Origin of the sequence: Corynebacterium sp. MSK122 (assembly GCF_030229435.2) — a bacterium.
Classification (GTDB): Bacteria; Actinomycetota; Actinomycetes; order Mycobacteriales; family Mycobacteriaceae; genus Corynebacterium; species Corynebacterium marquesiae.
This window is the reverse complement of sequence record NZ_JASPHV020000005.1, coordinates 75,759-94,986: the sequence shown is the minus strand read 5'-3', so window position 1 is coordinate 94,986 and position 19,228 is coordinate 75,759. Positions and strand designations below refer to the sequence as shown.

The following is a 19,228-nucleotide window of genomic DNA, read 5'->3' as shown; positions in this document are numbered from 1 at the left end:
GGAACGAGAGAAAGACAGAAAGACTCCGCCATGAGCGATAACACCCACGCAGTCGCTGACTACGCCAGCGAGACCTACCCGGAGTTCTCCGGCAAGATTCAGGACACCTACATTGAAGGCTACGATCCAGTATCCTTCGGTGCTCCTCACTCTTCCCTTCTTCGCACCTCCACCTGGGTGGGCATGGGTCTGATCCTGTCTTGCCTCCCGGCTGCCGGCATCATCATTTGGGGCCTTGGCGTGTGGGATACCCCGCTGGGCACTGCAGGCGAGGGTGACTACACCCTGACCATGATCATCGGCATCATTGCCCTAATCATTGTGGCCATCGCCGCAGTAGGCACCGTCCACTACGGCCGCCGCTACTACCGCAAGTACCGCAAGGAAACCGGCCGAGTTAACTAAGGTGCTTGCCTAATCCAGGCATTGCCTAAGTTTCTGTACTGACTCGACGTCACCCCCGCCTCCATTAGCATGTTCACCGTGCAGGAGACGGGGGTTGCGTGATCTCTCACCATTTAAACGACGCTGCCGCTAGCACGTGGTAGCGATTCAACAAGTCGCTGGAATGACGGCAACAACCCTGCATGTCCGTGGTGGGCACTAGTGTTATAGAACGAAGCTGAAATACACCTTCACAACCTCAAGGAGAACTCATGACGCACCGCGCGGAGGAAGGCCTCGAAACGGCTACGGTAACGGCATCGTCGGGTGCTGCTCCCGTCCCGCAGGCTGGCAATCAGGAGGCGCGGCGTGCGGACCTGCGCCGGTGGAAGGCGATTGCGCTGTCGTTCCTGATTGGTGCGGCGGTGATCTTTTTGGGGTGTTCGTGGTGGCAGACGTCGGAAAGCGGGGCTCCAGTGTGGGTGGGCTACGTACGTGCAGCGGCGGAGGCCGGCATGGTAGGTGGCTTGGCGGACTGGTTTGCGGTGACCGCGCTATTTCGCCGGCCGATGGGACTGCCCATCCCGCACACGGCGCTTATTCCGAATAACAAGGACCGCGTGGGCGATGCCTTGAAGGACTTTGTGGAAGAGAACTTCCTTACCGCAGATGCGCTTAGCGCCAAGGTTCGCGAGGCGGAGTTGCCGCTATGGCTGGCGCGCCAAGGCGTAGAGCCGGGCAAGGCGGAGGAAGTCTCCGCGTGGATTGGTCAGCGTGCCGCCAGCGTGGTCGCAGATTTGGATCCCGAAGAGGCAGAGCATTTCATCCGCACCCAAGTCATGGACCGCCTGGCCGAGCCAGAGTGGGGCCCGCCGCTGGGTAGGTTGCTGGAGGGCTGTATTGCAGACGGCAAGGCTCGTCCGCTGGAAGATGATCTCATTGAGTGGGCACACGGCAAGATTCTGAGCATGGAGTCCACCGTGGTCACCGCCATCGACGAGCGCATGCCGGGGTGGGCGCCGCGCTTTGCCCGCGAGATGGTGGGGGAGAAGGTCTATACCGAGCTCGTGGAATTTGCTGATGAGGTGCGCCGCAATGGCAACCACGAGGCTCGCCTGGCCATTCGCCGCAACCTGTCTAAGCTGGCCTCAGATCTGCAGTGGGATGAGGACATGCGCGGGCGGATCGAGGGAATCAAGCAAGAAATGCTCGCCTCCGACCAAGCCCAGCAGGCACCGGCTGCCATGTGGCGCACGGTATCCACCATGCTCATTGACCAGCTCAATGACCCGGAGTCTTTCCTGCGCCAGAAGATTACGACGAAGGTAAAGGAGTTGGCGCACCGTCTGCTCGAGGACTCCGAATTCTTGGCCCAGGCCAATGCGCTCGTGGATAAGGCAGCGCGCTACGCGGTGGAGAAATTCGCGCCGGAAATTATCGCTATTATCCCGGAGACCATCAAGCGCTGGGATGCGGAGGAAGCCTCCCAAAATATCGAGCTCATGGTGGGCAAGGACCTGCAATTTATTCGTTTGAACGGCACTATCGTCGGTTCCCTGGCAGGATTGGTGATATTCGCGATCAACCACCTTATCTTTGGTGCTTAGACATAAGGAGTAATGAGCAATGAGTGATAATAAGAAGATTTTCGATTCCCTGAAAGATGCCGGCAGCGCTGCTTTTGAGGTAGCCAAGGACTTCGGTGGCCGCCTGCAAGAAGAACGCACCCAGCACGCTAATGGCGCGCAAGCGAAAAGCCCTTATGGCGCATCCGGCAAGGAGGGCTTGGTGGATAAGGCCACTGCTACCGCGAAGGAGTTCGGTGCCACTGTGAAGAAGGCCGCCGATGGCACCCGTGAGTCCGCTGCTTTCGACGCCGCTAAGGGCAAGTTCTCCACCGCTTATAACGAGACCCGCGAGGGCGTGATGGACGCCTATAATTCCGCTCAGGCCCGCCGTGCGGAAAAGAAGAATGCGGCGCGCCCTGGCCAGGATTCTGCTCCTTCGCAGGGCGATAATATTATCGATGGCGAAGTAATCGACACCGACGACCCACAGAATTAATCTGCATGTATTTCCTTTATAATCTTGCCCTGCATCTAGACAGCTACATCTTCCAAATCCTCACCCTGACCGCCATCGTCGGCGCGATCCTCGCCGCTACCACGCGCGAGGACGCCTTCCGCGCCGGCGACCGTCAGGGCAAGTGGGTGTGGGTTGGCCTGCTGGCCGGTTCCGCGGTAGCCATGGGTACCGGCTTGGCTTTTCTGTCTTGGATCGGCGCGGTCATTACCGGCGTGTACTGGTTTGATGTGCGCCCGCAGCTCAAGGCCATTATCAACGGCGATTATAGCTACTAATGCTTAATCTGCTTGCTGCCCCAGCCGCGATGGTCAAGGACCGCGCTGCCGATAACACCGTCCTCGTCTCCCCGCATCATGTTTCCCTTGCCGCAGGCGCGGGCGCGGCCGATATCATCTCCGTCGCCGGCTATCCCACCGGCCGCCACCACACTCTCATCAAGGCCTCCGAGGCGCGCTTGGCCATCCAATCGGGCGCCAGCGAGGTGTGGGTCAGCCTCGATGAGACCGTGACGGATGCCAATGCCGTGCTCTCCGAGCTCATCGCCATCCGCGAGGCCTGCCCCGATCCGGCTCGCTTGGGCCTCATCGTGCCGGGGGCTGTGGGCACAGATGCGGCCGATGCCGCAGCTGCCGCGGTTACGGCTGCACAGCAGGCCGGTTATCAGCGCCTCATTGTGCGCAGTTCTGCCGCCGTGGACAACGAGGAATCCGGTGCCGGGGAAGAGGAGATGAAAAAAGGACCGGCGTTGGCCGCTGCCAAGCTTCCGGTCCTCGAATTTCCCGCCGCTGCGGTTTAGGCGGCTTTCTCCTGCGCGTCCTGCTGCGGCGCGCTATTGCCAGTGGCCCCGCCCTGGCCCGCGGAGTCACCGCCGCCGGCCAGCTTATCCATGTCATTCATCGGAACATCGGTGCCGGTGATGGTGAGCTTGAGCTCGCCATCGAGTACCTCTACTGAATCGACGTTCATGTCAGAACCCACGAATTGATCCGACATGCCGTTCTGCAGTGCGGAGGAGATGGCTTCGGTGGCCTGATCCGGCAGCTCAAGGCCAAAGATGGAGGCCTCGGTAGCGCGGATATCGAGCTTTCCGTCGTGGGCGGTGGGCTCTAGCGAGAGGTTGGCAAGGCCGCCGGCAAACTTCACGTCCAGCACGTGGTCTTGCTCGTTGGCGGTGATCTCCGTGACCACCATATTGCCCACCTTCTCGCTGCCTGCCTGCTCGGAAATGCCCTTCTGGAAGGATGCCAGCAGGTAGTCATCCGGCACGGTGGTAGAAGCGCGTAGCTTGCCGGCTACCGGATTCTCCTGGTCGGTGCTCATGTCTTCCACGTGGATCTCGGAGGCAGGTTGGCCCTTGATCTCGGCGCCGTCGATTTGCAGGGTGGACGGCGTGGTCATATCCATTTGGGAAATGGAACCCTTGAATAGCCCTACGAGCAGTGGGCTGCCGCCAAAGCTGACGGAGGGATCTTCTTTGACCTGGATTCCCTCTTGCTCCGCGGCCTCGTTGAATTGCGAGGTCATCTGGTGACCGATGAACCAGCGCAGGCCGAACTCGGCCAAGAGGATGAGCACGAGCAGTGCTACGAGGATGCCAATGATGATTTTCCAGGCGAGTGAACCCGCCGATTTCTTCGAAGCCATGCGTACCAGTGTGGCGCATGAGACGGCGCGGGGCAAAGTCTGCGGGAGCCTTCGGGCACATTGCTAGGCACTTCACAGCTCCCCAGCTGCCATCAGCGCGCGGCGCGTTTAGTCCCGTGGCGCGACAGACTCCCAGTCCACGGTGAGCACATTATCGCGCAGGCGCCGGCGGACGGGGTGGATGTTAAAGGGGACGTCGGCAAGCATGGAGCGTGCCCTACGCCAGCGCACGCGCGGACCGTAAGGCGCCCAGCCGGCAGCCCGATCCCAAGCCTCGTCGGCGGCCTGAAGCAGCTCGTGGATGGGCTCGCCGGGCACATTGCGGTGGATGAGGATTTTGGGCAGGCGCTCGGCAATATCGGAAGGGCGCGCCACATCAAACGGGTCCCACGCCAGGGTGAGTGTCCGCGGACCATGGGCATCGAGCAGCAGCCAGGCCGCGCGCCGGCCGAGCTCATCGCAGGTGCCCTCCACAAAGAAGCCGCCCGGGGCAAGGCGGGAGCACACCGTTTTCCAGGCCTCTTCCACCTGGTCCACATCGTATTGGCGCAGCACATTAAACGCGCGCACTAGCTGCGGCCGGTAGCCGGCAAGCTCAAAACCGCCTAGCTCGAAGCGCACGCCATCGCGCGGCGGCAGCACCCGGTCCGGGTGGATTTCCAGTCCGCGCACGTCTACCTGCGGATTCGCCCGACGCAGCCACCCCGCCCACTCCACGGTGGTCGCATGCGAGGCCCCGTAGCCCACGTCGAGCGCCAGCGGGGTATCTACATGCCGCAGCAGCGCGGAAATCTCCGGGTGCGCGAGCATCCACCTATCGCAGCGCCGCAGCCGGTTGTGGTTGGTGGTGCCGCGGGTGATAACGCCAAAAGGCCGACCCGCAGCTGCGCTAGCGCGCAGATTATGTGCGTGGTCGGCCATAGATTTGGATCTTTAGAACTTAGGCGTTCTCAGAGATCCACTGTTCGGTCAGCTTGCCCTCGTTATCGAAGAGCTCGCCCAGGGACTCGCCCACCTTCGGCTCGATGGCGGCGCCCATCATCGGGATATTGACGGAAATCTCGTTGACGTAGGACAGCTTGGTCATCTCGCCCTCGCCAGCCAGGGAGATATCGCCCTTGAAATCAACCGGGGTGCCCTTGACATCCGCGGTGTAGTTAACGTCAGCAGCCTCGCCGCTGAGCTCGCCCACGGTAACCACGCGCTTGACCTTCAGGTCCTGGGAGACCATGGCGCGCACTGCCTCTGGCAGCAAGGTGGTCGGCAGAACCTCGAAGAGGGTGGCTACGTTATCGCTGAAGTCGTGCACCTGGCCCGCCTCGGGGGAGAGGTTGGCCACGATGTACTCCCAGTATTCCTTGGTGAGCAGCGCCCTGTGAACCTTTTCGATGGGCTGATTGATGGTTACGGTGTTTTCACTACGGGTTGACATGCCTAACAGACTACCTTGGTATGCGTGCTTGATAAATCTTTGACGCAACAGCTCACAGCGATCGACGGGGTAGAACTGGACCCCGCCGCCACCTTCGCGGACCTGACTACGCTGCGTGTAGGCGGAAAACCGCAGGCCGCACTGCGCTGCTTGCAGCCAGACGCTGCCGTCGCCGTGGTGCGTGCCCTTGATCACGCCGAAGTGAAATTCATCGTCGTTGGCGGCGGCTCCAACCTCTTGGTGGCCGATGACGCAGTGGATCTCGTCGCGGTCATCCTCGACTTCGATGAGGTCTCTATGGACACCGAAACCGGCGTGGTGCGCGCACAGGCGGGCGCCGTCTGGGATGACGTGGTGGCTCGCTCCGTGCAGCTCGGCCTGGGTGGCATCGAGTGCCTCTCCGGCATCCCCGGCACCGTGGGCGCGGTCCCCGTGCAGAATGTGGGTGCCTATGGCGCGGAGATCTCTGAGGTCCTTACCCGCGTGCGCCTTTATAACCGCCGCACCGATAGCGATGAGTGGGTCCCCGCCTCCGATCTGGAGCTAGCGTATCGCTATTCCAACCTGAAATTCACCGGCCGCGCCGTGGTCCTTGAGGTGGAGCTCCAGCTCGATACCGAGGGCCTTTCCCGCCCGCTGCGCTTTGGTCAGCTCACCCAGAATCCGGGCGAGCGCCGCCCCGTGGCCGAGGTCCGCAAGCAGGTCCTCAAGCTGCGCCGCGGCAAGGGCATGGTGCTCGACCCCACCGACCATGACACCTGGTCCGCTGGCTCTTTCTTTACCAACCCGGTGGTGGACTCCGCTCTTGCCGACGCCGTCCAGGCCAAGGTCCGTGCCTCGCTTGGCGACGCCACTGCAGACTCCATGCCCCGCCACCCCTCTGCAGAGACCGGCCGGGAAAAGCTCTCCGCCGCCTGGCTCATTGACCGCGCCGGGTTTGCCAAGGGCTACCCGGGCTCCGGCCGGGCCACGCTCTCGACGAAGCACACGCTGGCGCTGACCAACCGCGGCGAGGCTAAGGCCGCCGATATCGTGGATCTTGCCCGCACCATCCGCGACGGTGTCCATGAGACCTTCGGGGTGGAACTCGTGCCCGAACCCGTCTGGATTGGCCTCGCCCTCGACGAGTAGCGCGCGACTGCTTTTCGCTCCGGTCTCTGGGGCATAAAACCTCCAAAGCAGCCACGATAGCGCCCTTAACCACGCGGTTTTCGGGTCTATCGTGGCTGTTTTCAGTTCGGCACCTAGCGTGCCGGCGCATCCGCCTAGCTTAGGCGGCCATGACCTGGAGCCACTCATCCTTAGCGCCCAAGAATGCGCGGGCCGCCTCCTGCGCGCCCTCCAAGCTGTGGTGCGCACCCCAGCCGCACTGCTCTTCGTTGGCGGCCGGTACCTCGGTAGCGTTAAGAATATCGTTAAGCGCGCCTTCCACCGCGCGCAGCAGCTCATCTTGCTCCATGCCGTTGGTGATGGCGTAGAAGCCAGTACGGCAGCCCATCGGGGCAAAACCGATGAGCTTATCGGTGTAATTGCGCATGAAGTTGGCCATCATGTGCTCCACCGAGTGCAGCGGCTTGGTATCCAGGTGGTCCTGGTTCGGCTGGCAGAAGCGCAGGTCATACTTGATGATTTCGACGCCGCCGCCCAAATCCGTGCGGTCGGCCACGCGGATATATGGCGCGCTGACTAGGCGGTGGTCGAGTTCGAAGGACTTCACGTTGAGCTTTTTATCATTCTGTTCAGTCATGTCTCTCCAGTGTAATCACAGCTGAGTGTCACTTCCTGAAATAGATTCTTTACCGCATACGCTGGGATAATATGAGCACACTGGACGATTCCGCCGAGGTTCCTGGCGTCGCACGCACCTCTGGCAATTCGTCTTCCGGCGAACCGCCGAGCGCTGCGGCTACTCCGGTGGGCAAATCCGTCTATGAGGGCGCGGATAAAATCGTGCCGAGCACTGCGCCCACCGTGGTCAAGATTGAAGGCCACACCGAAAATGTCGATCCGTTGGCCCGCGGCAACCGCCTGCGTAAGGAAAGCTGGGGGTTGGTGCTCCGCCGCGTGTGGGCGGACTTCTTCCACGATGCTTTGATGGATCGCGCCGCCACGATGACGTACTTCACGCTTATGGCCTTTGCCCCTACGGTGCTCGCGGCCTATTCGATAGCGACGCTCATCTTTTCCTCTCGGCGCGCCGAGGTACACGAATTAACTTCGCGGTTCATTGCAGACTACGTGCCCAGTTCGATGACGGAGCAGGCCGAAAAACTGGTTGGCTCCATCATTGGTTCCACGGCACAAGGCACCTTCGCGCTGGTGGTATCCGTGCTGGTTTCTCTTTTTGCCGCCTCGGCCTACGTGCGTGCCTTCTCCCGCACCGCCAATACCGTTTACGGGCGGGTAGAAGGCCGCGGGATTATCCGCACTTGGGCGCTTATGTGGGGGCTTACCATCATCTTGGTCATCGGCGCGGTCATCGTGCTTTTTGCCAACCTGCTGCGCGATACCATCGTGAGTGGTGTGGTCGAACCGCTGGCTGGCAAGCTGGACATGCAAGGCACCGCGGATTTTTTGGGCGGCATCTTTATGCCAGTGTGGAATTGGCTGCGCTTCCCGCTCACCGTGGTGATCGTGCTGAGCTTGATCGCTATCTTGTATCACTTTTCCCCGAATGTGCGACCGGCGCGCTTTCGGTGGATAACCCTCGGCTCCGTAGTGGCGCTTAGCACCAATGTGGTGGTGTGGGGAGCATTTGCGCTGTATACCCAGCGCTTTGCCGGAGCCAGCGTCTACGGCGCCTTCAGCCTCATCATGGCTGTATTCATGGCTGTGTGGCTATCTAATACGATGCTCATTTTAGGCATCAAAATCGATGCGGAGGTTCTGCGCGCCAAAGAACTGCAACTGGGCTTGCACGCCACGCGGCATATTCAGGCCCCGCCGCGTTCCGACGCCGCCGCTAAAGCCCAAGCCCGCGCCCAGCACGACCTTGAGGAACGATCTGAGCGTATCTACAAACAGGCGGTGCGCCGGGAAGCGCGTGAAGAAGGCTAGCCCTGGTTGAGCAGGGCGAGGAGATCGCGCTGGACAACGCGGCGGCGCAGCTTGCCCAGCTGGTCGGCGGCGAGCGTCTCCATGGCAAAGAAGCGCTGCGGGACCTTATAGCGCGCCAACAACCCGCGGCAATGGTCGCGCAAGGCAGACTCGTCGAGTTGCGCGCCGGGGGCAAGCACCACGCAAGCGGCGACATCCTCTGAACCATCGGAGCGAGGAACGCCCACGACTGCGGCCTGGGCAATACCAGGATGGGAGGTTAAGGCCTCCTCAACCTCGCCGGGATAGACATTGAAGCCACCGGTGATGATGATTTCCTTGATGCGGCCCACCAACCGGATATGGCCATCGGGATCGCGAACGCCCATGTCTCCGGTGCGGAACCAGCCTTCATGGAAGGCGGCGGCGGTGGCGGTGGCGTCGGCAAGGTAGCCGCTAAAGACCTGCGGGCCGCGGGCGAGGATCTCGCCGGCCTCGCCATCCGGCTGGGTGCGGCTGAGGTCCTGAGGATCGCCGATGCGCAGGTGCGTATCCGGAAGCGGCAGGCCGATGGTGCCGGCGCGCCGGGCGTCATTAAGGGGATTGATGGTCAGTACGGGAGAGGTTTCGGTGAGCCCATAGCCTTCCACCAGCATGCCGCCGGTGCGTGCTTCCCAGGGATCGATGATGCGCGAGGGCAGCGAGGCCGCGCCCGAAATGGAATAGCGCACCCCGCCGAGATCCGTGGGGGCGGATGACCCAGCGGCGGTGGGCGCGGCCGCCATGGCCCGCTCGTAGATGGTGGGCACGCCCGGCATCCAGGTGGGGCGGCGCGTGGCTAGCGCCTTGGTCACCGCGTCGGTGTGTGGGGCGGCAAGCAGGATGATCTCGGCCGCGCAGCGCACCGCGAGCAACACGCTCATCGTCAGGCCATAGGAATGGAACATAGGCAACGCGGCCAGGAAGCGCTCGTGGCCAGCGCGCAGCGGGGCCTGGGTTTCTAGCTGCAGGCAGTTCGCCGCGAGGTTGCCGTGGGTTAAGACCACACCCTTGGGGTGGGCAGTGGTTCCGGAGGTGTAGAGGATAAGGGCGGCGTCGGCAAGCGTGGCTGGGTGCGCCTCCACTGGGGTGCCGTTTAGCGGAAGCGGTGCGCTAAGGGAGACGGAGATGGTGGTCTCTACCTGCGCGGAGACGGTGGGGGCGATGTCCTCCCAGGCAATCGCCACGCGGGCGCCATGGTGGGCGAGCAGCGGGGTGAGCTCGTGCGCGGTATAGCGCGGGTTATGCTCCACCACCACCGCGCCCAAGCGCAGGATGGCGAAGAATGCCACCACGTGCTGCGGGCAATTGGGCAGCAGGAGCGCCACGCGGTCGCCGGGCTGCACGCCCATCTCGCGCAGGGCCCCAGCCGCGGCTGCCACCTGGGCATCGAGCTCGCCATAGGTCAGTGTCTGGCCGGCGAAGTAGGTGGCGGGGCGCTGCGGAAACCTCGCGACGGCCGCCGCGAGGAAATCCGTCAAGGTAGCGCCATAGTGAATTTCTGCCATAGCCGCTAAGTTTAGGCCTTCGTCCCCAGCAGCTCGAGCAGGTCCTTGCGCACCTGGTGGCGGCGAATCTTGCCCAGGTGGTCACGCGCCAGATCTTCGAAGTGATAGAAGGTACGCGGCACCTTATAGCGGGTGAGGCGCTCGCGGCAGAATTCCTTCAGGCCCTCGGGATCGAGCACGGCGCCATCGCGCAGGGTGACGCAGCCGACGACATCCTCGGAGCCATCCTGGCGCGGGCGGCCCACGGCGGCGACATCTACGACGTCGGGATGCTGGGCAATCGCCTCTTCTACCTCTGCGGGGTAGACGTTGAAGCCGCCGGTGATGATGATTTCCTTGATGCGGCTGACCAGCTTGATATAGCCATCCGGCTCCATGAGCGCCATATCGCCGGTGCGGAACCAGCCATTGTGAAAGGTCTTTTCAGTGGCGGCGGCATTGCCAAAATAACCCTGGAAAATTTGCGGGCCGCGCGCGAGCATCTCACCCGGTTGGCCGTCGGGTTGGGTTTCATCCAGTTTTTCGGGGTTGGCAATGCGCACTTCCGTATCCGGGAAGGGCACGCCCACATAGCCTGGGCGGTGCTTGCCATTCATGGGGTTGGCGGTGAGGACCGGGGAGGTTTCTGTCATGCCAAAACCCTCCACGAGCCGGCCACCGGTTAAGTTTTCCCAGCGCTCCACAATCTCTACGGGCAGCGTGGCGGCGCCGGAGAAGGCATTGCGGATGCCGCTTAGGTCCACGTCCTTTTCTTCCGCTGCGTCCATGATTTTTTGATACAGCGTGGGCACGCCCGGCAGCCAGGTAGGCGTGCGCTTTTTCACGATGTCCAGAATGAGCGGCATTTGTGGGGAAGGGACAAGGATGAGCTCGGCGCCCAAGTAGATGCTGAAGACGCACAGCGTGGTCATGCCATAGGCGTGGAAGATGGGCAGTGCCGCGAGGAAGCGCTCTTGTTGCTTGCCCATCTGCGGCACCCAGGCCTTGCCCTGGATGGCGTTGGCAATGAGGTTGCCGTGTGAGAGGAGCGCGCCTTTAGGTTTTCCGGTGGTGCCGGAGGTGTAGAGGATGAGCGCAATATCGTCTTGGGAGATCTCAGGGACATCGAGATTCGAGCCATCGCCGCCGATGGCCGAGCCGATGAGGGTGGACCACTCCACGGTATTGGGCGCGGGGCTGGTGAGCTGCTCGCGCTTGGCGGCCAGCGGCGGGATGGGCAGGCGCAGCGCGAGGCGCTTGAGCGGGGGCATGGCCTCGACCATGTTGACGGAGACGATGGTTTCTAGCGGGGTGGTCGAGCGCAGCTTTTCCAGCGTGGAGGCGGTTTTATCCCAGGAGATAGCCACACGCGCGCCATGGTCATTGAGCAGCCCTTCCAACTCCGGGGCGGTGTAGAGCGGGTTGTGCTCGACCACGGTGGCACCAAGTAGCTGCACCGCATAGAACGCGGCGACGTGCTGGGGACAGTTGGGCAGGACGATGGCCACCTTGTCACCCGGGCGAATGCCAAAGGCCTTGAGCCCGGCCGCGGCGGCGCGCACCTGGGCGTCGAGCTCCGCGTAGGTTTGCGTGCGGCCGAAGAAGTAGGTGGCGGATTTATTGGCGTTGACCCGCAGGTTATCGCGGTAGTAGTCGACGATGGTCTTATCGCCGTAGTCCAGCGTGTGTGGGGTCCAGTCGCTGTAGTGTTCGAGCCAGGCTCGGGAGGTGGAAGCAGACACGCGAAAAACCTTTCGTTTGGCTACAAAAACTATTTCTGAGGGGATAGCATATCCCAAACGCGAAGAAGCCCTCTAGTTTTCTTCTAATGTCAGCAAAAAACGTTTGGCTTCCAGGCCACCCGCGTAGCCGCCGAGCCTGCCATCGCTGCGCAGCACACGATGGCACGGCCGCACGATGAGCAGGGGATTGGCGCCGCACGCACTGCCCACGGCCCGCGTCGCGCCGGGGCGGCCGAGTAACTTAGCGACGTCGCGGTAGGTGACCGTTTCCCCGTAGCCAATTTCCGCCAACTGCGCATGCACCGCGGCGCGGAAGTCGGTCGTCGCAGGCGGGTCGAGGGGAAGCTCGAAGGCGCGGCGCTGGCCGGTGAAATACTCCGCGAGCTGCGCTTGGGCGGCATCGAGCACGTCTGCACTGCGCTTTCCGACGTCCCCTTCTTCCACTCTGCTTACCTCCTCCTGCGGGGTGCCGGCTGCGGTGAATTCGACACGGGAAAGCCCCCGCGGGCTCGCCTGCAGGCGCAGGGGTCCGAGGGGGCTATCGATAAGGCGGAACATCTCAGTTCTGTTCGGCCTCGAGGCGGCGGATGAGGTCTGCCTGGACCTCGCGGCGGCGGATCTTGCCCATCTGGTCCTTCGCCAGCTCCTCAAAGTGGTAGAAGGTGCGGGGGACCTTGTAGCGGGTCAGGCGCTCGCGACAGTAGTCCTTGAGGCCCTCCGGGTCGAGGGCGGCACCGTCGGCGAGGTCGAGGCAGGCCACGACGTCTTCGGAGCCGTCCTCGCGCGGACGGCCGACCACGGCGACGTCATCAATGCTTGGGTGCTCGCGCAGGATTTCTTCCACCTCGCCCGGATACACGTTGAAGCCGCCGGTAATGATGATCTCCTTGATGCGGCTGACCAGGCGGATGAAACCATCTTCCTCCATGACGCCCATGTCACCGGTGCGGAACCACTCGCCGTGGAAGGCGGCCTTGGTGGCCTCGTCATTGTTGAGGTAGCCCTTGAAGATCTGCGGGCCGCGGGCCAGCACCTCGCCCTCAACGCCGTCCGGTTGTGTCTCATCCAGGTTATCCGGGTTGGCAATGCGCACCTGGGTATCCGGGAACGGAATGCCCACGTAGCCTGGGCGGCGGTCGGTGCTCATGGGGTTGCCCACGATGATCGGCGAGCACTCGGTGAGGCCGTAGCCCTCCACTAAGAGGCCGCCGGTGTAGTTCTCCCACTTGTTGACCGTGTCCGAAGGCAGGGTAGACGCACCGGAGAAGGCTGCGCGCACACCCTTGATGGGGATTTCCTGATCCTCGGCGGCCTTCACGATGCGCTCGTAGAGCGTCGGTACGCCCGGAACCCAGGTCGGGGTGTGCTTCTTCATCACCTGCATAATGAGCGACATATCGGGCTTCGGCAGAATGACCAGCTCGCCGCCGATGAACTGTGCCAAGGTCACGTTCATGGTCAGGCCATAAGCATGGAAGAAGGGGAGGGCGGCTAGCATACGCTCCGGCTTATCGCCCAGGCCAGGAACCCACGCCTTGCCCTGCATCAGGTTGGAAAAGAGGTTGCCGTGCGAGAGCATGGCGCCCTTCGGGGCGCCGGTGGTGCCAGAGGTGTACATAATTAGCGCGATGGTGTCCTTGTCCACGTCCTGCGGCGTGGTGATATCGCTGCCGTCGCCGCCGATGGCGTTGCCCACCAAGGTTTCCCACGGCACGGTATTTGGCGCCGGGGAAGAGAGCTGCTCGCGCTTGGACTTAAGCGGCGGGATGGGCAGGCGCAGGGCCGCGCGCTGCAGGGTGGGCATGGCGTTGATCATGTTGATGGACACGACCGTTTCCAGGTTGGTGGTCGCGCGCAGCTTCTCCAAAGTCGGCGCTGCCTTATCCCAGGCGATGGCGATGCGCGCACCGTGATCCTGGAAGAGACCTTCCAGCTCGTGGGCGGTATACAGCGGGTTATGCAGTACCACCTGGGCACCCAGCTTTAAGATGGCGTAGAACGCCGCGATGTACTGCGGCGAGTTTGGTGCCACGATGGCGACTCGGTCACCGGGGCGCACACCGAAGGCCTTCAAGCCAGCGGCCGCAGCGCGAACCTGACGGTCCAGCTCCGCATACGTTTGGGTGCGTCCGAAGAAGTAGGTGGCCGGCTTATCGCCGTTGACCTCAAGGTTGTTGTCGTAAATATCCAGCAACGTGGTGTCGCCGTACTCGAGGTGGTGCGGTGTCCATTCCGGGTAATACTGGAGCCAAGCCTGTGATTCGTATGCGGACAAAACTTTACCTTTCGGTGGCGTAGGTTTCTGGCAGGGGCCAGTATAGCGCCGGTAGAATTGAGCGCCATGCGCATCGCCATGATCTCTATGCATACCTCGCCGATTGAACAGCCCGGCTCGGGGGACGCCGGCGGCATGAACGTCTACGTCCTCAATAGTGCGCGCCAACTGGCTCGCCGGGGAATAGAGGTGGACGTCTATACCCGCGCCACTCGGCCTAGCCAGGGCGAAATCATTGAGGTTGAACCCCATCTGCGCGTCATTAATATCGTCGCCGGGCCGTACGAGGGCCTGGACAAAGAAGATCTGCCGACCCAGCTGGCCGCTTTCGCGGGCGGCATGGTGCAATTTGCCAAGTGGCAGGGCAAGAAATATGACCTTATTCACTCCCACTACTGGCTCTCCGGCCAGGTGGGCTGGCTGCTACGGGATCTCTGGGGCATTCCGCTCATCCACACGGCCCATACCCTCGCCGCGGTGAAAAACGCCTCCCGGACCGCGGATGACACCTTGGAGTCCGAGGCCCGCCGCATCTGCGAGCAGCAACTGATGGATAACGCGGACCTGCTCGTGGTCAATACCGAGCAAGAAGCCCGCGACTTGGCCGAACACTATGATGCCGAGTGCGACATCATTCGCGTAGTCTCACCCGGCGCCGACGTAGAGCTTTTTTCCCCTGGCACGGACCGCAATACCGAGCGCTCCCGTCGCGAGTTGGGCATTCCGCTGCACACTAAGGTGGTGGCCTTTGTAGGGCGCTTACAAAAATTCAAGGGCCCAGAGGTCCTCATTCGCGCCACGGCCGAACTCTTCCGCCGCGAACCAGCGCGCAACCTGCGCGTGGTCATCTGTGGTGGCCCGTCGGGAGCCAATACGGCGCCGGAGGCCTATAGGGAGTTGGCGCGCGAGTTGGGCGTCGATAAGCGCGTGCGCTTTTTAGGCGCCCGCCCGCCAGAGGAGCTGGTGGGGGTCTACCGCGCGGCCGATATCGTAGCGGTGCCTAGCTATAACGAGTCCTTCGGTCTGGTGTCGCTGGAGGCCCAGGCTTCTGGCACGCCGGTGGTAGCCGCGGCCGTCGGCGGGCTGCCCATAGCTGTGGCGGACGGGGAGACTGGCTTGCTGGTGCACTCGCATGACCCGTCCGACTGGGCCGATGCTCTAGCCCGCCTGCTTGACGACGACCCCATGCGCATCGCCATGGGCGAAGCCGCCGTCGCCCACGCCGCACGCTTTAGCTGGGCCAGCTCCGCTGCCGCGCTCGCAGAAATCTATGACGAGGCCAGCCGCATCGAGGTCCCAGATTGCCATCAACGGCGGGCGATCGGGGATTAAACCCTGACGCCGGTAATAATTTCGTGGCATGCTGGAGGCATGACTAACGGAAAACTGATTCTTCTTCGCCATGGCCAATCCAAGTGGAACGAGTCCAACCAGTTCACTGGCTGGGTCGATGTAGATCTGACCGAAAAGGGTGAGGCAGAAGCCAAGCGCGGCGGTGAGCTGCTCGCGCAGGAAGGCGTTCTGCCCGATGTTCTCTATACCTCTCTTCTACGCCGTGCTATCCGCACCGCAAATATCGCACTTAACGCCGCCGACCGCCACTGGATCCCAGTGGTGCGCGATTGGCGCCTCAACGAGCGCCACTACGGCGCCCTGCAGGGCCTGAACAAGGCCGAGACCAAGGAAGAGTACGGCGAGGAAAAGTTCATGGCATGGCGCCGCTCCTATGACACGCGCCCGCCGGAGCTGGCCGATGACTCCGAGTACTCCCAGACCAATGACCCGCGCTACGCGCACCTGGATAAGGTCCCGCAGACCGAGTGCCTGAAGGACGTCGTCGCCCGCTTTGTGCCGTACTTTGAAGAAGAAATCCTTCCGCGCGCCAAGAAGGGCGAGACTGTGCTCATCGCCGCTCACGGCAACTCCCTGCGCGCACTGGTTAAGCACCTGGACAATATCTCTGATGATGATATTGCCGGCCTGAACATTCCAACCGGCATCCCGCTGGTCTATGAGATCACCGAGGACGGCTCCGTAGTAAACCCAGGTGGCACTTACCTGGATCCGGAAGCCGCCGCTGCTGGTGCCGCCGCCGTTGCTGCACAGGGCGGTAAGTAAGAAACTGCGCCACAGTCCCCGGGGAGTATTCCCTGGGGACTTTGTGATGGATAGGCTAGACACGTGGAATTGATTCTTTCCTTTGCCGCCGGCGTGGTGGCCTGCGGGCTGGCGCTGCCAGCGATTTCTTGGCTGCGCGGGCGCATTGCGCGCTACCGCCAAGCCACCGATGCCGAGGCCAACCAGGTCACGACGGTCAGCCAGGTGCTGCACTTGGCCGTGCAAGGCTCGCCGACGGCCCTGGCGGTGCTGGACCGCAACCAAGAAATCGTCATGTCCAATCCCGCCGCCCATGAGATGTCCCTGGTGCATGATCGCGCCGTGAACCCGGACGTGTGGCAGACCGCGCAGGAGGTCTTCGAGGACAAGGAGACCCGCACCGTCGACCTGGCTATTCCCAAACGCCGCACGGGTCACCGCGTTATCCAGTTCAAGGCGGTCATTAAGCCGCTGACGCTTAACGACGGCCGCTTTGTCATCATCTACGGCACCGATGAGAGCGAAAACGTCCGCATGGAATCCGCCCGCCGCGACTTTGTGGCAAACGTCTCCCACGAGCTCAAGACCCCCGTCGGCGGCATTGCCTTGCTGGCCGAGGCCCTGCTCCAAGACCCCGGCGACCAAGAAACCGTCGAGTACTTTGGCAACAAGGTCTACAAGGAAGCCAACCGCATGGCCGATATGGTCAGCGAGCTTATTTCCTTGTCCAAGCTGCAAGGCGCCGAGGCGCTGCCAGAGATGGAACCGCTAGCCGTCGATGACCTCATCGAGGAAGCGCTCTCGCGCAACCAACTGGCTGCGGAGGCTCGCTCCATCGAGCTCAACCGGGGCGCCTCCGTCGGCGTGCAGGTCAAAGGAGATAGGTCCCTGCTGGTCACCGCACTGTCTAACCTCGTCTCCAACGCGATTAACTATTCGCCGGAGAAGATGCCGGTATCGGTCTCCCAAAAAGTGGTGGATGGCGGGGTCGTGCTCATCCGCGTCACGGACCGCGGAATCGGTATCGCACCGGATGATCAAAAGCGCGTCTTCGAGCGCTTCTTCCGCGTAGACCAAGCCCGGTCGCGGCAGACCGGAGGCACTGGCCTAGGATTAGCAATTGTTAAACACGTGGTGGCCAACCATGGCGGCAACATCAAACTGTGGTCCCGGCCCGGTACGGGTTCTACATTCACCATCGAATTGCCCATCTACAGGGAAGAAAAGCCAGCGCAGGATGCTGGCATGAAGGATAATGAGAAAAGGGATGCCGTCGACGCGGCGGCGCCTGGGCTCCCGCGTGCAGTAGCACGCGTTGCAGCACGTCGAAAGGATAAAGCACAATGACCACCATCCTCATCGTTGAAGATGAAGAGTCGCTGGCAGATCCGCTGGCATTCCTCCTCCGCAAGGAGGGCTTCGAGCCGATCATCGCGTACGATGGCCCCACCGCGCTGGAAAAGTTTGCCGCTAACGACATCGATATCGTCCTTCTAGACCTCATGCTGCCCGGCATGTCCGGCACCGAGGTATGCAAGCAGCTGCGCACCACCTCGTCCGTGCCGGTCATCATGGTGACCGCACGTGATTCCGAGATCGACAAGGTCGTCGGCCTTGAGCTCGGCGCCGATGATTACGTGACCAAGCCTTATTCCTCCCGCGAGCTCATCGCCCGCATCCGCGCGGTCTTGCGCCGCGGCCACGATTCCGGCTCGGGCGCCGATACCGAGGCGGAGGAAGAAGTAGCCGAGCAGATCCTCGAGGGCGGCCGCGTCAAGATGGACGTGGAACGCCACACCGTTACCGTCGCGGGCGAGCCGGTTTCCATGCCCCTCAAGGAATTCGACCTCCTGGAGTACCTACTGCGCAACGCCGGCCGCGTACTAACCCGCGGCCAGCTCATTGACCGCATCTGGGGCGCCGATTATGTTGGCGACACCAAGACGCTCGATGTCCACGTCAAGCGCCTGCGCTCCAAGATCGAGGAGCAGCCCTCCCGCCCGAAGCACCTGGTTACGGTGCGCGGCCTGGGCTATAAATTCGAGCTCTAGCTCTCTGCCCGCTGGTTTTCTGCCTGTAGGCTCCCGGCCTTCACGCTGGCCGGATGCTGCGTGAGCTGGACGCCGTGCTCGGCCGCCGCGGCGCGTGCCTTGCAGTGCGCGGCCAGAATCTCATAGGACTCTCGGCCCATGAGCGCTACCAGCTCGTCCTCGTGCGATTGCCACATCGGCAGCGGGTTGGCGTGGCAGGCGGCATCGGCCGAACAATACCAATCAAAGTCCTCGCCGCCATTGCCCCAACCGCGGCGGTCATACTCGCCGATCTGCGTGCGCAAAATCTCCTGCCCATCCGGGCGCTCTTCATAGTCTTCGTATCGGCGCAGCGGTAGCTGCCAGCACACCTCGGGTTTTACCACCGTGAGCTCCTCGCCGGTATCGACAGCCCACTGGTGCAGCGCGCAGCCCGTACCCGTAGCCCAGCCGGCGCGGTTGGCAAAAATGCACGCGCCATCCACTATGGGTGTCTTCAGCGCCGGTTCCGGTTCGCCGTCCTCGCCGTCGAGCTCGTCCCACTCTAGCCATGGCTCCAACTCGTCCGTAGCGTCCTGCGCTAGGAACTCATCTACCCCCGCTGGGCGCAGCTGCCAATACTTGGCGGGCATGCGCGAGACGGCGTCGTAAAGCTGGTCGCGGTCTTCCTCATCGGCCATATAGGCGCCATGCACGCAGCAGCCCACGTCGGGCTGGCTCTTATCGATGCCCCGGCATGCCGACGTCCCAAATTGGCAACTGTAGTGCGATTCCACCCATGTTAGGTCGATGGAAAAGACGTGGTGTGGGTCGTTCGGGTTGGTAAATTCGAACCACTCCCGCGGGAAATCAGGGGCCTCTTCGCGGCCCGCTCTTATCGACGCCGCCGCGGGCGAGCTCGCGGGAAAACCTAGGTATACCGTGTCAGATTTTGGGCGATTCACACCTAACCACGGTAGACCTACTACGCTATTAGT

The 19,228-nt window shown here is 62.4% G+C and carries 20 protein-coding genes; 11 read left to right on the top strand and 9 right to left on the bottom strand.

Features of this window, described 5'->3' with window-relative positions; translation table 11 throughout:
* The first annotated feature begins 30 nt into the window (after positions 1-30).
* The 5 genes from QP934_RS03640 (at position 31) to QP934_RS03620 (ending at position 3,265) form a co-directional block, all read left to right on the top strand.
* Positions 31-405, top strand: coding sequence for a hypothetical protein (locus QP934_RS03640; protein ID WP_284787665.1), 375 nt, complete (start codon positions 31-33; stop codon positions 403-405).
* Between the two features lie 251 nt (positions 406-656).
* Entirely contained in the window at positions 657-1,991 is a 1,335-nt protein-coding gene (locus QP934_RS03635) for a DUF445 domain-containing protein (RefSeq protein ID WP_419126834.1), read from the top strand.
* Between the two features lie 19 nt (positions 1,992-2,010).
* Positions 2,011-2,448: a CGLAU_01105 family protein gene (locus QP934_RS03630; RefSeq protein WP_340419348.1), complete on the top strand. Its 438-nt coding sequence runs from the start codon at positions 2,011-2,013 to the stop codon at positions 2,446-2,448.
* Positions 2,449-2,453: 5 nt separating this feature from the next.
* Complete coding sequence (locus QP934_RS03625) at positions 2,454-2,744, top strand: DUF2516 family protein (RefSeq protein ID WP_317027104.1); 291 nt, start codon at positions 2,454-2,456, stop codon at positions 2,742-2,744.
* Positions 2,744-3,265 (top strand): deoxyribose-phosphate aldolase, encoded by a 522-nt coding sequence (locus QP934_RS03620; RefSeq protein WP_340419347.1) that lies wholly within the window; start codon positions 2,744-2,746, stop codon positions 3,263-3,265. The genes QP934_RS03625 and QP934_RS03620 overlap by 1 nt, the downstream gene beginning before the upstream one ends.
* Here the strand turns inward: QP934_RS03620 and QP934_RS03615 are convergent.
* The 3 genes from QP934_RS03615 to QP934_RS03605 all read right to left on the bottom strand — a co-directional run bounded on the left by QP934_RS03615 (position 3,262) and on the right by QP934_RS03605 (position 5,545).
* Positions 3,262-4,113: a DUF2993 domain-containing protein gene (locus tag QP934_RS03615; protein ID WP_419126833.1), complete on the bottom strand. Its 852-nt coding sequence runs from the start codon at positions 4,111-4,113 to the stop codon at positions 3,262-3,264. The two genes, QP934_RS03620 and QP934_RS03615, sit on opposite strands and share 4 nt — an antisense overlap.
* 108 nt (positions 4,114-4,221) lie before the next feature.
* Positions 4,222-5,034 (bottom strand): class I SAM-dependent methyltransferase, encoded by an 813-nt coding sequence (locus tag QP934_RS03610; RefSeq protein WP_419126832.1) that lies wholly within the window; start codon positions 5,032-5,034, stop codon positions 4,222-4,224.
* A 19-nt stretch (positions 5,035-5,053) separates the two neighbouring features.
* Positions 5,054-5,545 (bottom strand): DUF2505 domain-containing protein, encoded by a 492-nt coding sequence (locus tag QP934_RS03605; protein WP_419126831.1) that lies wholly within the window; start codon positions 5,543-5,545, stop codon positions 5,054-5,056.
* A 24-nt stretch (positions 5,546-5,569) separates the two neighbouring features.
* Between QP934_RS03605 and QP934_RS03600 the strand changes: the two genes are divergently transcribed.
* The gene (locus QP934_RS03600; RefSeq protein WP_419126830.1) at positions 5,570-6,676 is read left to right on the top strand and encodes a UDP-N-acetylmuramate dehydrogenase; all 1,107 of its coding nucleotides are present in this window, start codon (positions 5,570-5,572) and stop codon (positions 6,674-6,676) included.
* A gap of 139 nt (positions 6,677-6,815) precedes the next feature.
* Here QP934_RS03600 and QP934_RS03595 read toward each other — a convergent pair whose 3' ends face one another.
* Positions 6,816-7,292 carry an S-ribosylhomocysteine lyase gene (locus QP934_RS03595; RefSeq protein WP_419126829.1) on the bottom strand — a complete coding sequence of 159 codons (477 nt, stop codon included), beginning with the start codon at positions 7,290-7,292 and terminating at the stop codon, positions 6,816-6,818.
* A 71-nt stretch (positions 7,293-7,363) separates the two neighbouring features.
* On the opposite strand from QP934_RS03595, the gene QP934_RS03590 reads away from it, so the two are divergent.
* Positions 7,364-8,602, top strand: coding sequence for a YihY/virulence factor BrkB family protein (locus tag QP934_RS03590; protein WP_419126828.1), 1,239 nt, complete (start codon positions 7,364-7,366; stop codon positions 8,600-8,602).
* Here QP934_RS03590 and QP934_RS03585 read toward each other — a convergent pair.
* From QP934_RS03585 to QP934_RS03570, 4 genes are all read right to left on the bottom strand, one after another.
* A complete protein-coding gene (locus QP934_RS03585; protein WP_340419341.1) occupies positions 8,599-10,128 on the bottom strand; it encodes an AMP-binding protein in 1,530 nt (509 codons plus the stop codon). The genes QP934_RS03590 and QP934_RS03585 overlap by 4 nt on opposite strands.
* Positions 10,129-10,139: 11 nt before the next feature.
* On the bottom strand, positions 10,140-11,849 hold the full coding sequence (locus QP934_RS03580) for a long-chain-fatty-acid--CoA ligase (RefSeq protein ID WP_419126827.1): 1,710 nt from the start codon (positions 11,847-11,849) through the stop codon (positions 10,140-10,142).
* Positions 11,850-11,921: 72 nt separating this feature from the next.
* On the bottom strand, positions 11,922-12,407 hold the full coding sequence (locus QP934_RS03575) for a methylated-DNA--[protein]-cysteine S-methyltransferase (RefSeq protein ID WP_419126826.1): 486 nt from the start codon (positions 12,405-12,407) through the stop codon (positions 11,922-11,924).
* Position 12,408: 1 nt separating this feature from the next.
* Positions 12,409-14,124, bottom strand: coding sequence for a long-chain-fatty-acid--CoA ligase (locus QP934_RS03570; RefSeq protein WP_419126825.1), 1,716 nt, complete (start codon positions 14,122-14,124; stop codon positions 12,409-12,411).
* Between the two features lie 66 nt (positions 14,125-14,190).
* On the opposite strand from QP934_RS03570, the gene mshA reads away from it, so the two are divergent.
* The 4 genes from mshA (at position 14,191) to QP934_RS03550 (ending at position 18,272) form a co-directional block, all read left to right on the top strand.
* Positions 14,191-15,456, top strand: coding sequence for a D-inositol-3-phosphate glycosyltransferase (mshA, locus tag QP934_RS03565; protein WP_419126824.1), 1,266 nt, complete (start codon positions 14,191-14,193; stop codon positions 15,454-15,456).
* Between the two features lie 39 nt (positions 15,457-15,495).
* The gene (locus QP934_RS03560) at positions 15,496-16,242 is read left to right on the top strand and encodes a phosphoglyceromutase (RefSeq protein ID WP_340419336.1); all 747 of its coding nucleotides are present in this window, start codon (positions 15,496-15,498) and stop codon (positions 16,240-16,242) included.
* Positions 16,243-16,305: 63 nt separating this feature from the next.
* The gene (locus QP934_RS03555) at positions 16,306-17,568 is read left to right on the top strand and encodes a sensor histidine kinase (RefSeq protein WP_419126823.1); all 1,263 of its coding nucleotides are present in this window, start codon (positions 16,306-16,308) and stop codon (positions 17,566-17,568) included.
* Entirely contained in the window at positions 17,565-18,272 is a 708-nt protein-coding gene (locus QP934_RS03550) for a response regulator transcription factor (protein ID WP_419126822.1), read from the top strand. Before QP934_RS03555 ends, QP934_RS03550 begins: the two co-directional genes overlap by 4 nt.
* On the opposite strand, the gene QP934_RS03545 is transcribed toward QP934_RS03550, so the two are convergent.
* A complete protein-coding gene (locus tag QP934_RS03545) occupies positions 18,269-19,195 on the bottom strand; it encodes a hypothetical protein (protein ID WP_150851360.1) in 927 nt (308 codons plus the stop codon). The two genes, QP934_RS03550 and QP934_RS03545, sit on opposite strands and share 4 nt — an antisense overlap.
* Between the last annotated feature and the right edge of the window lie 33 nt (positions 19,196-19,228).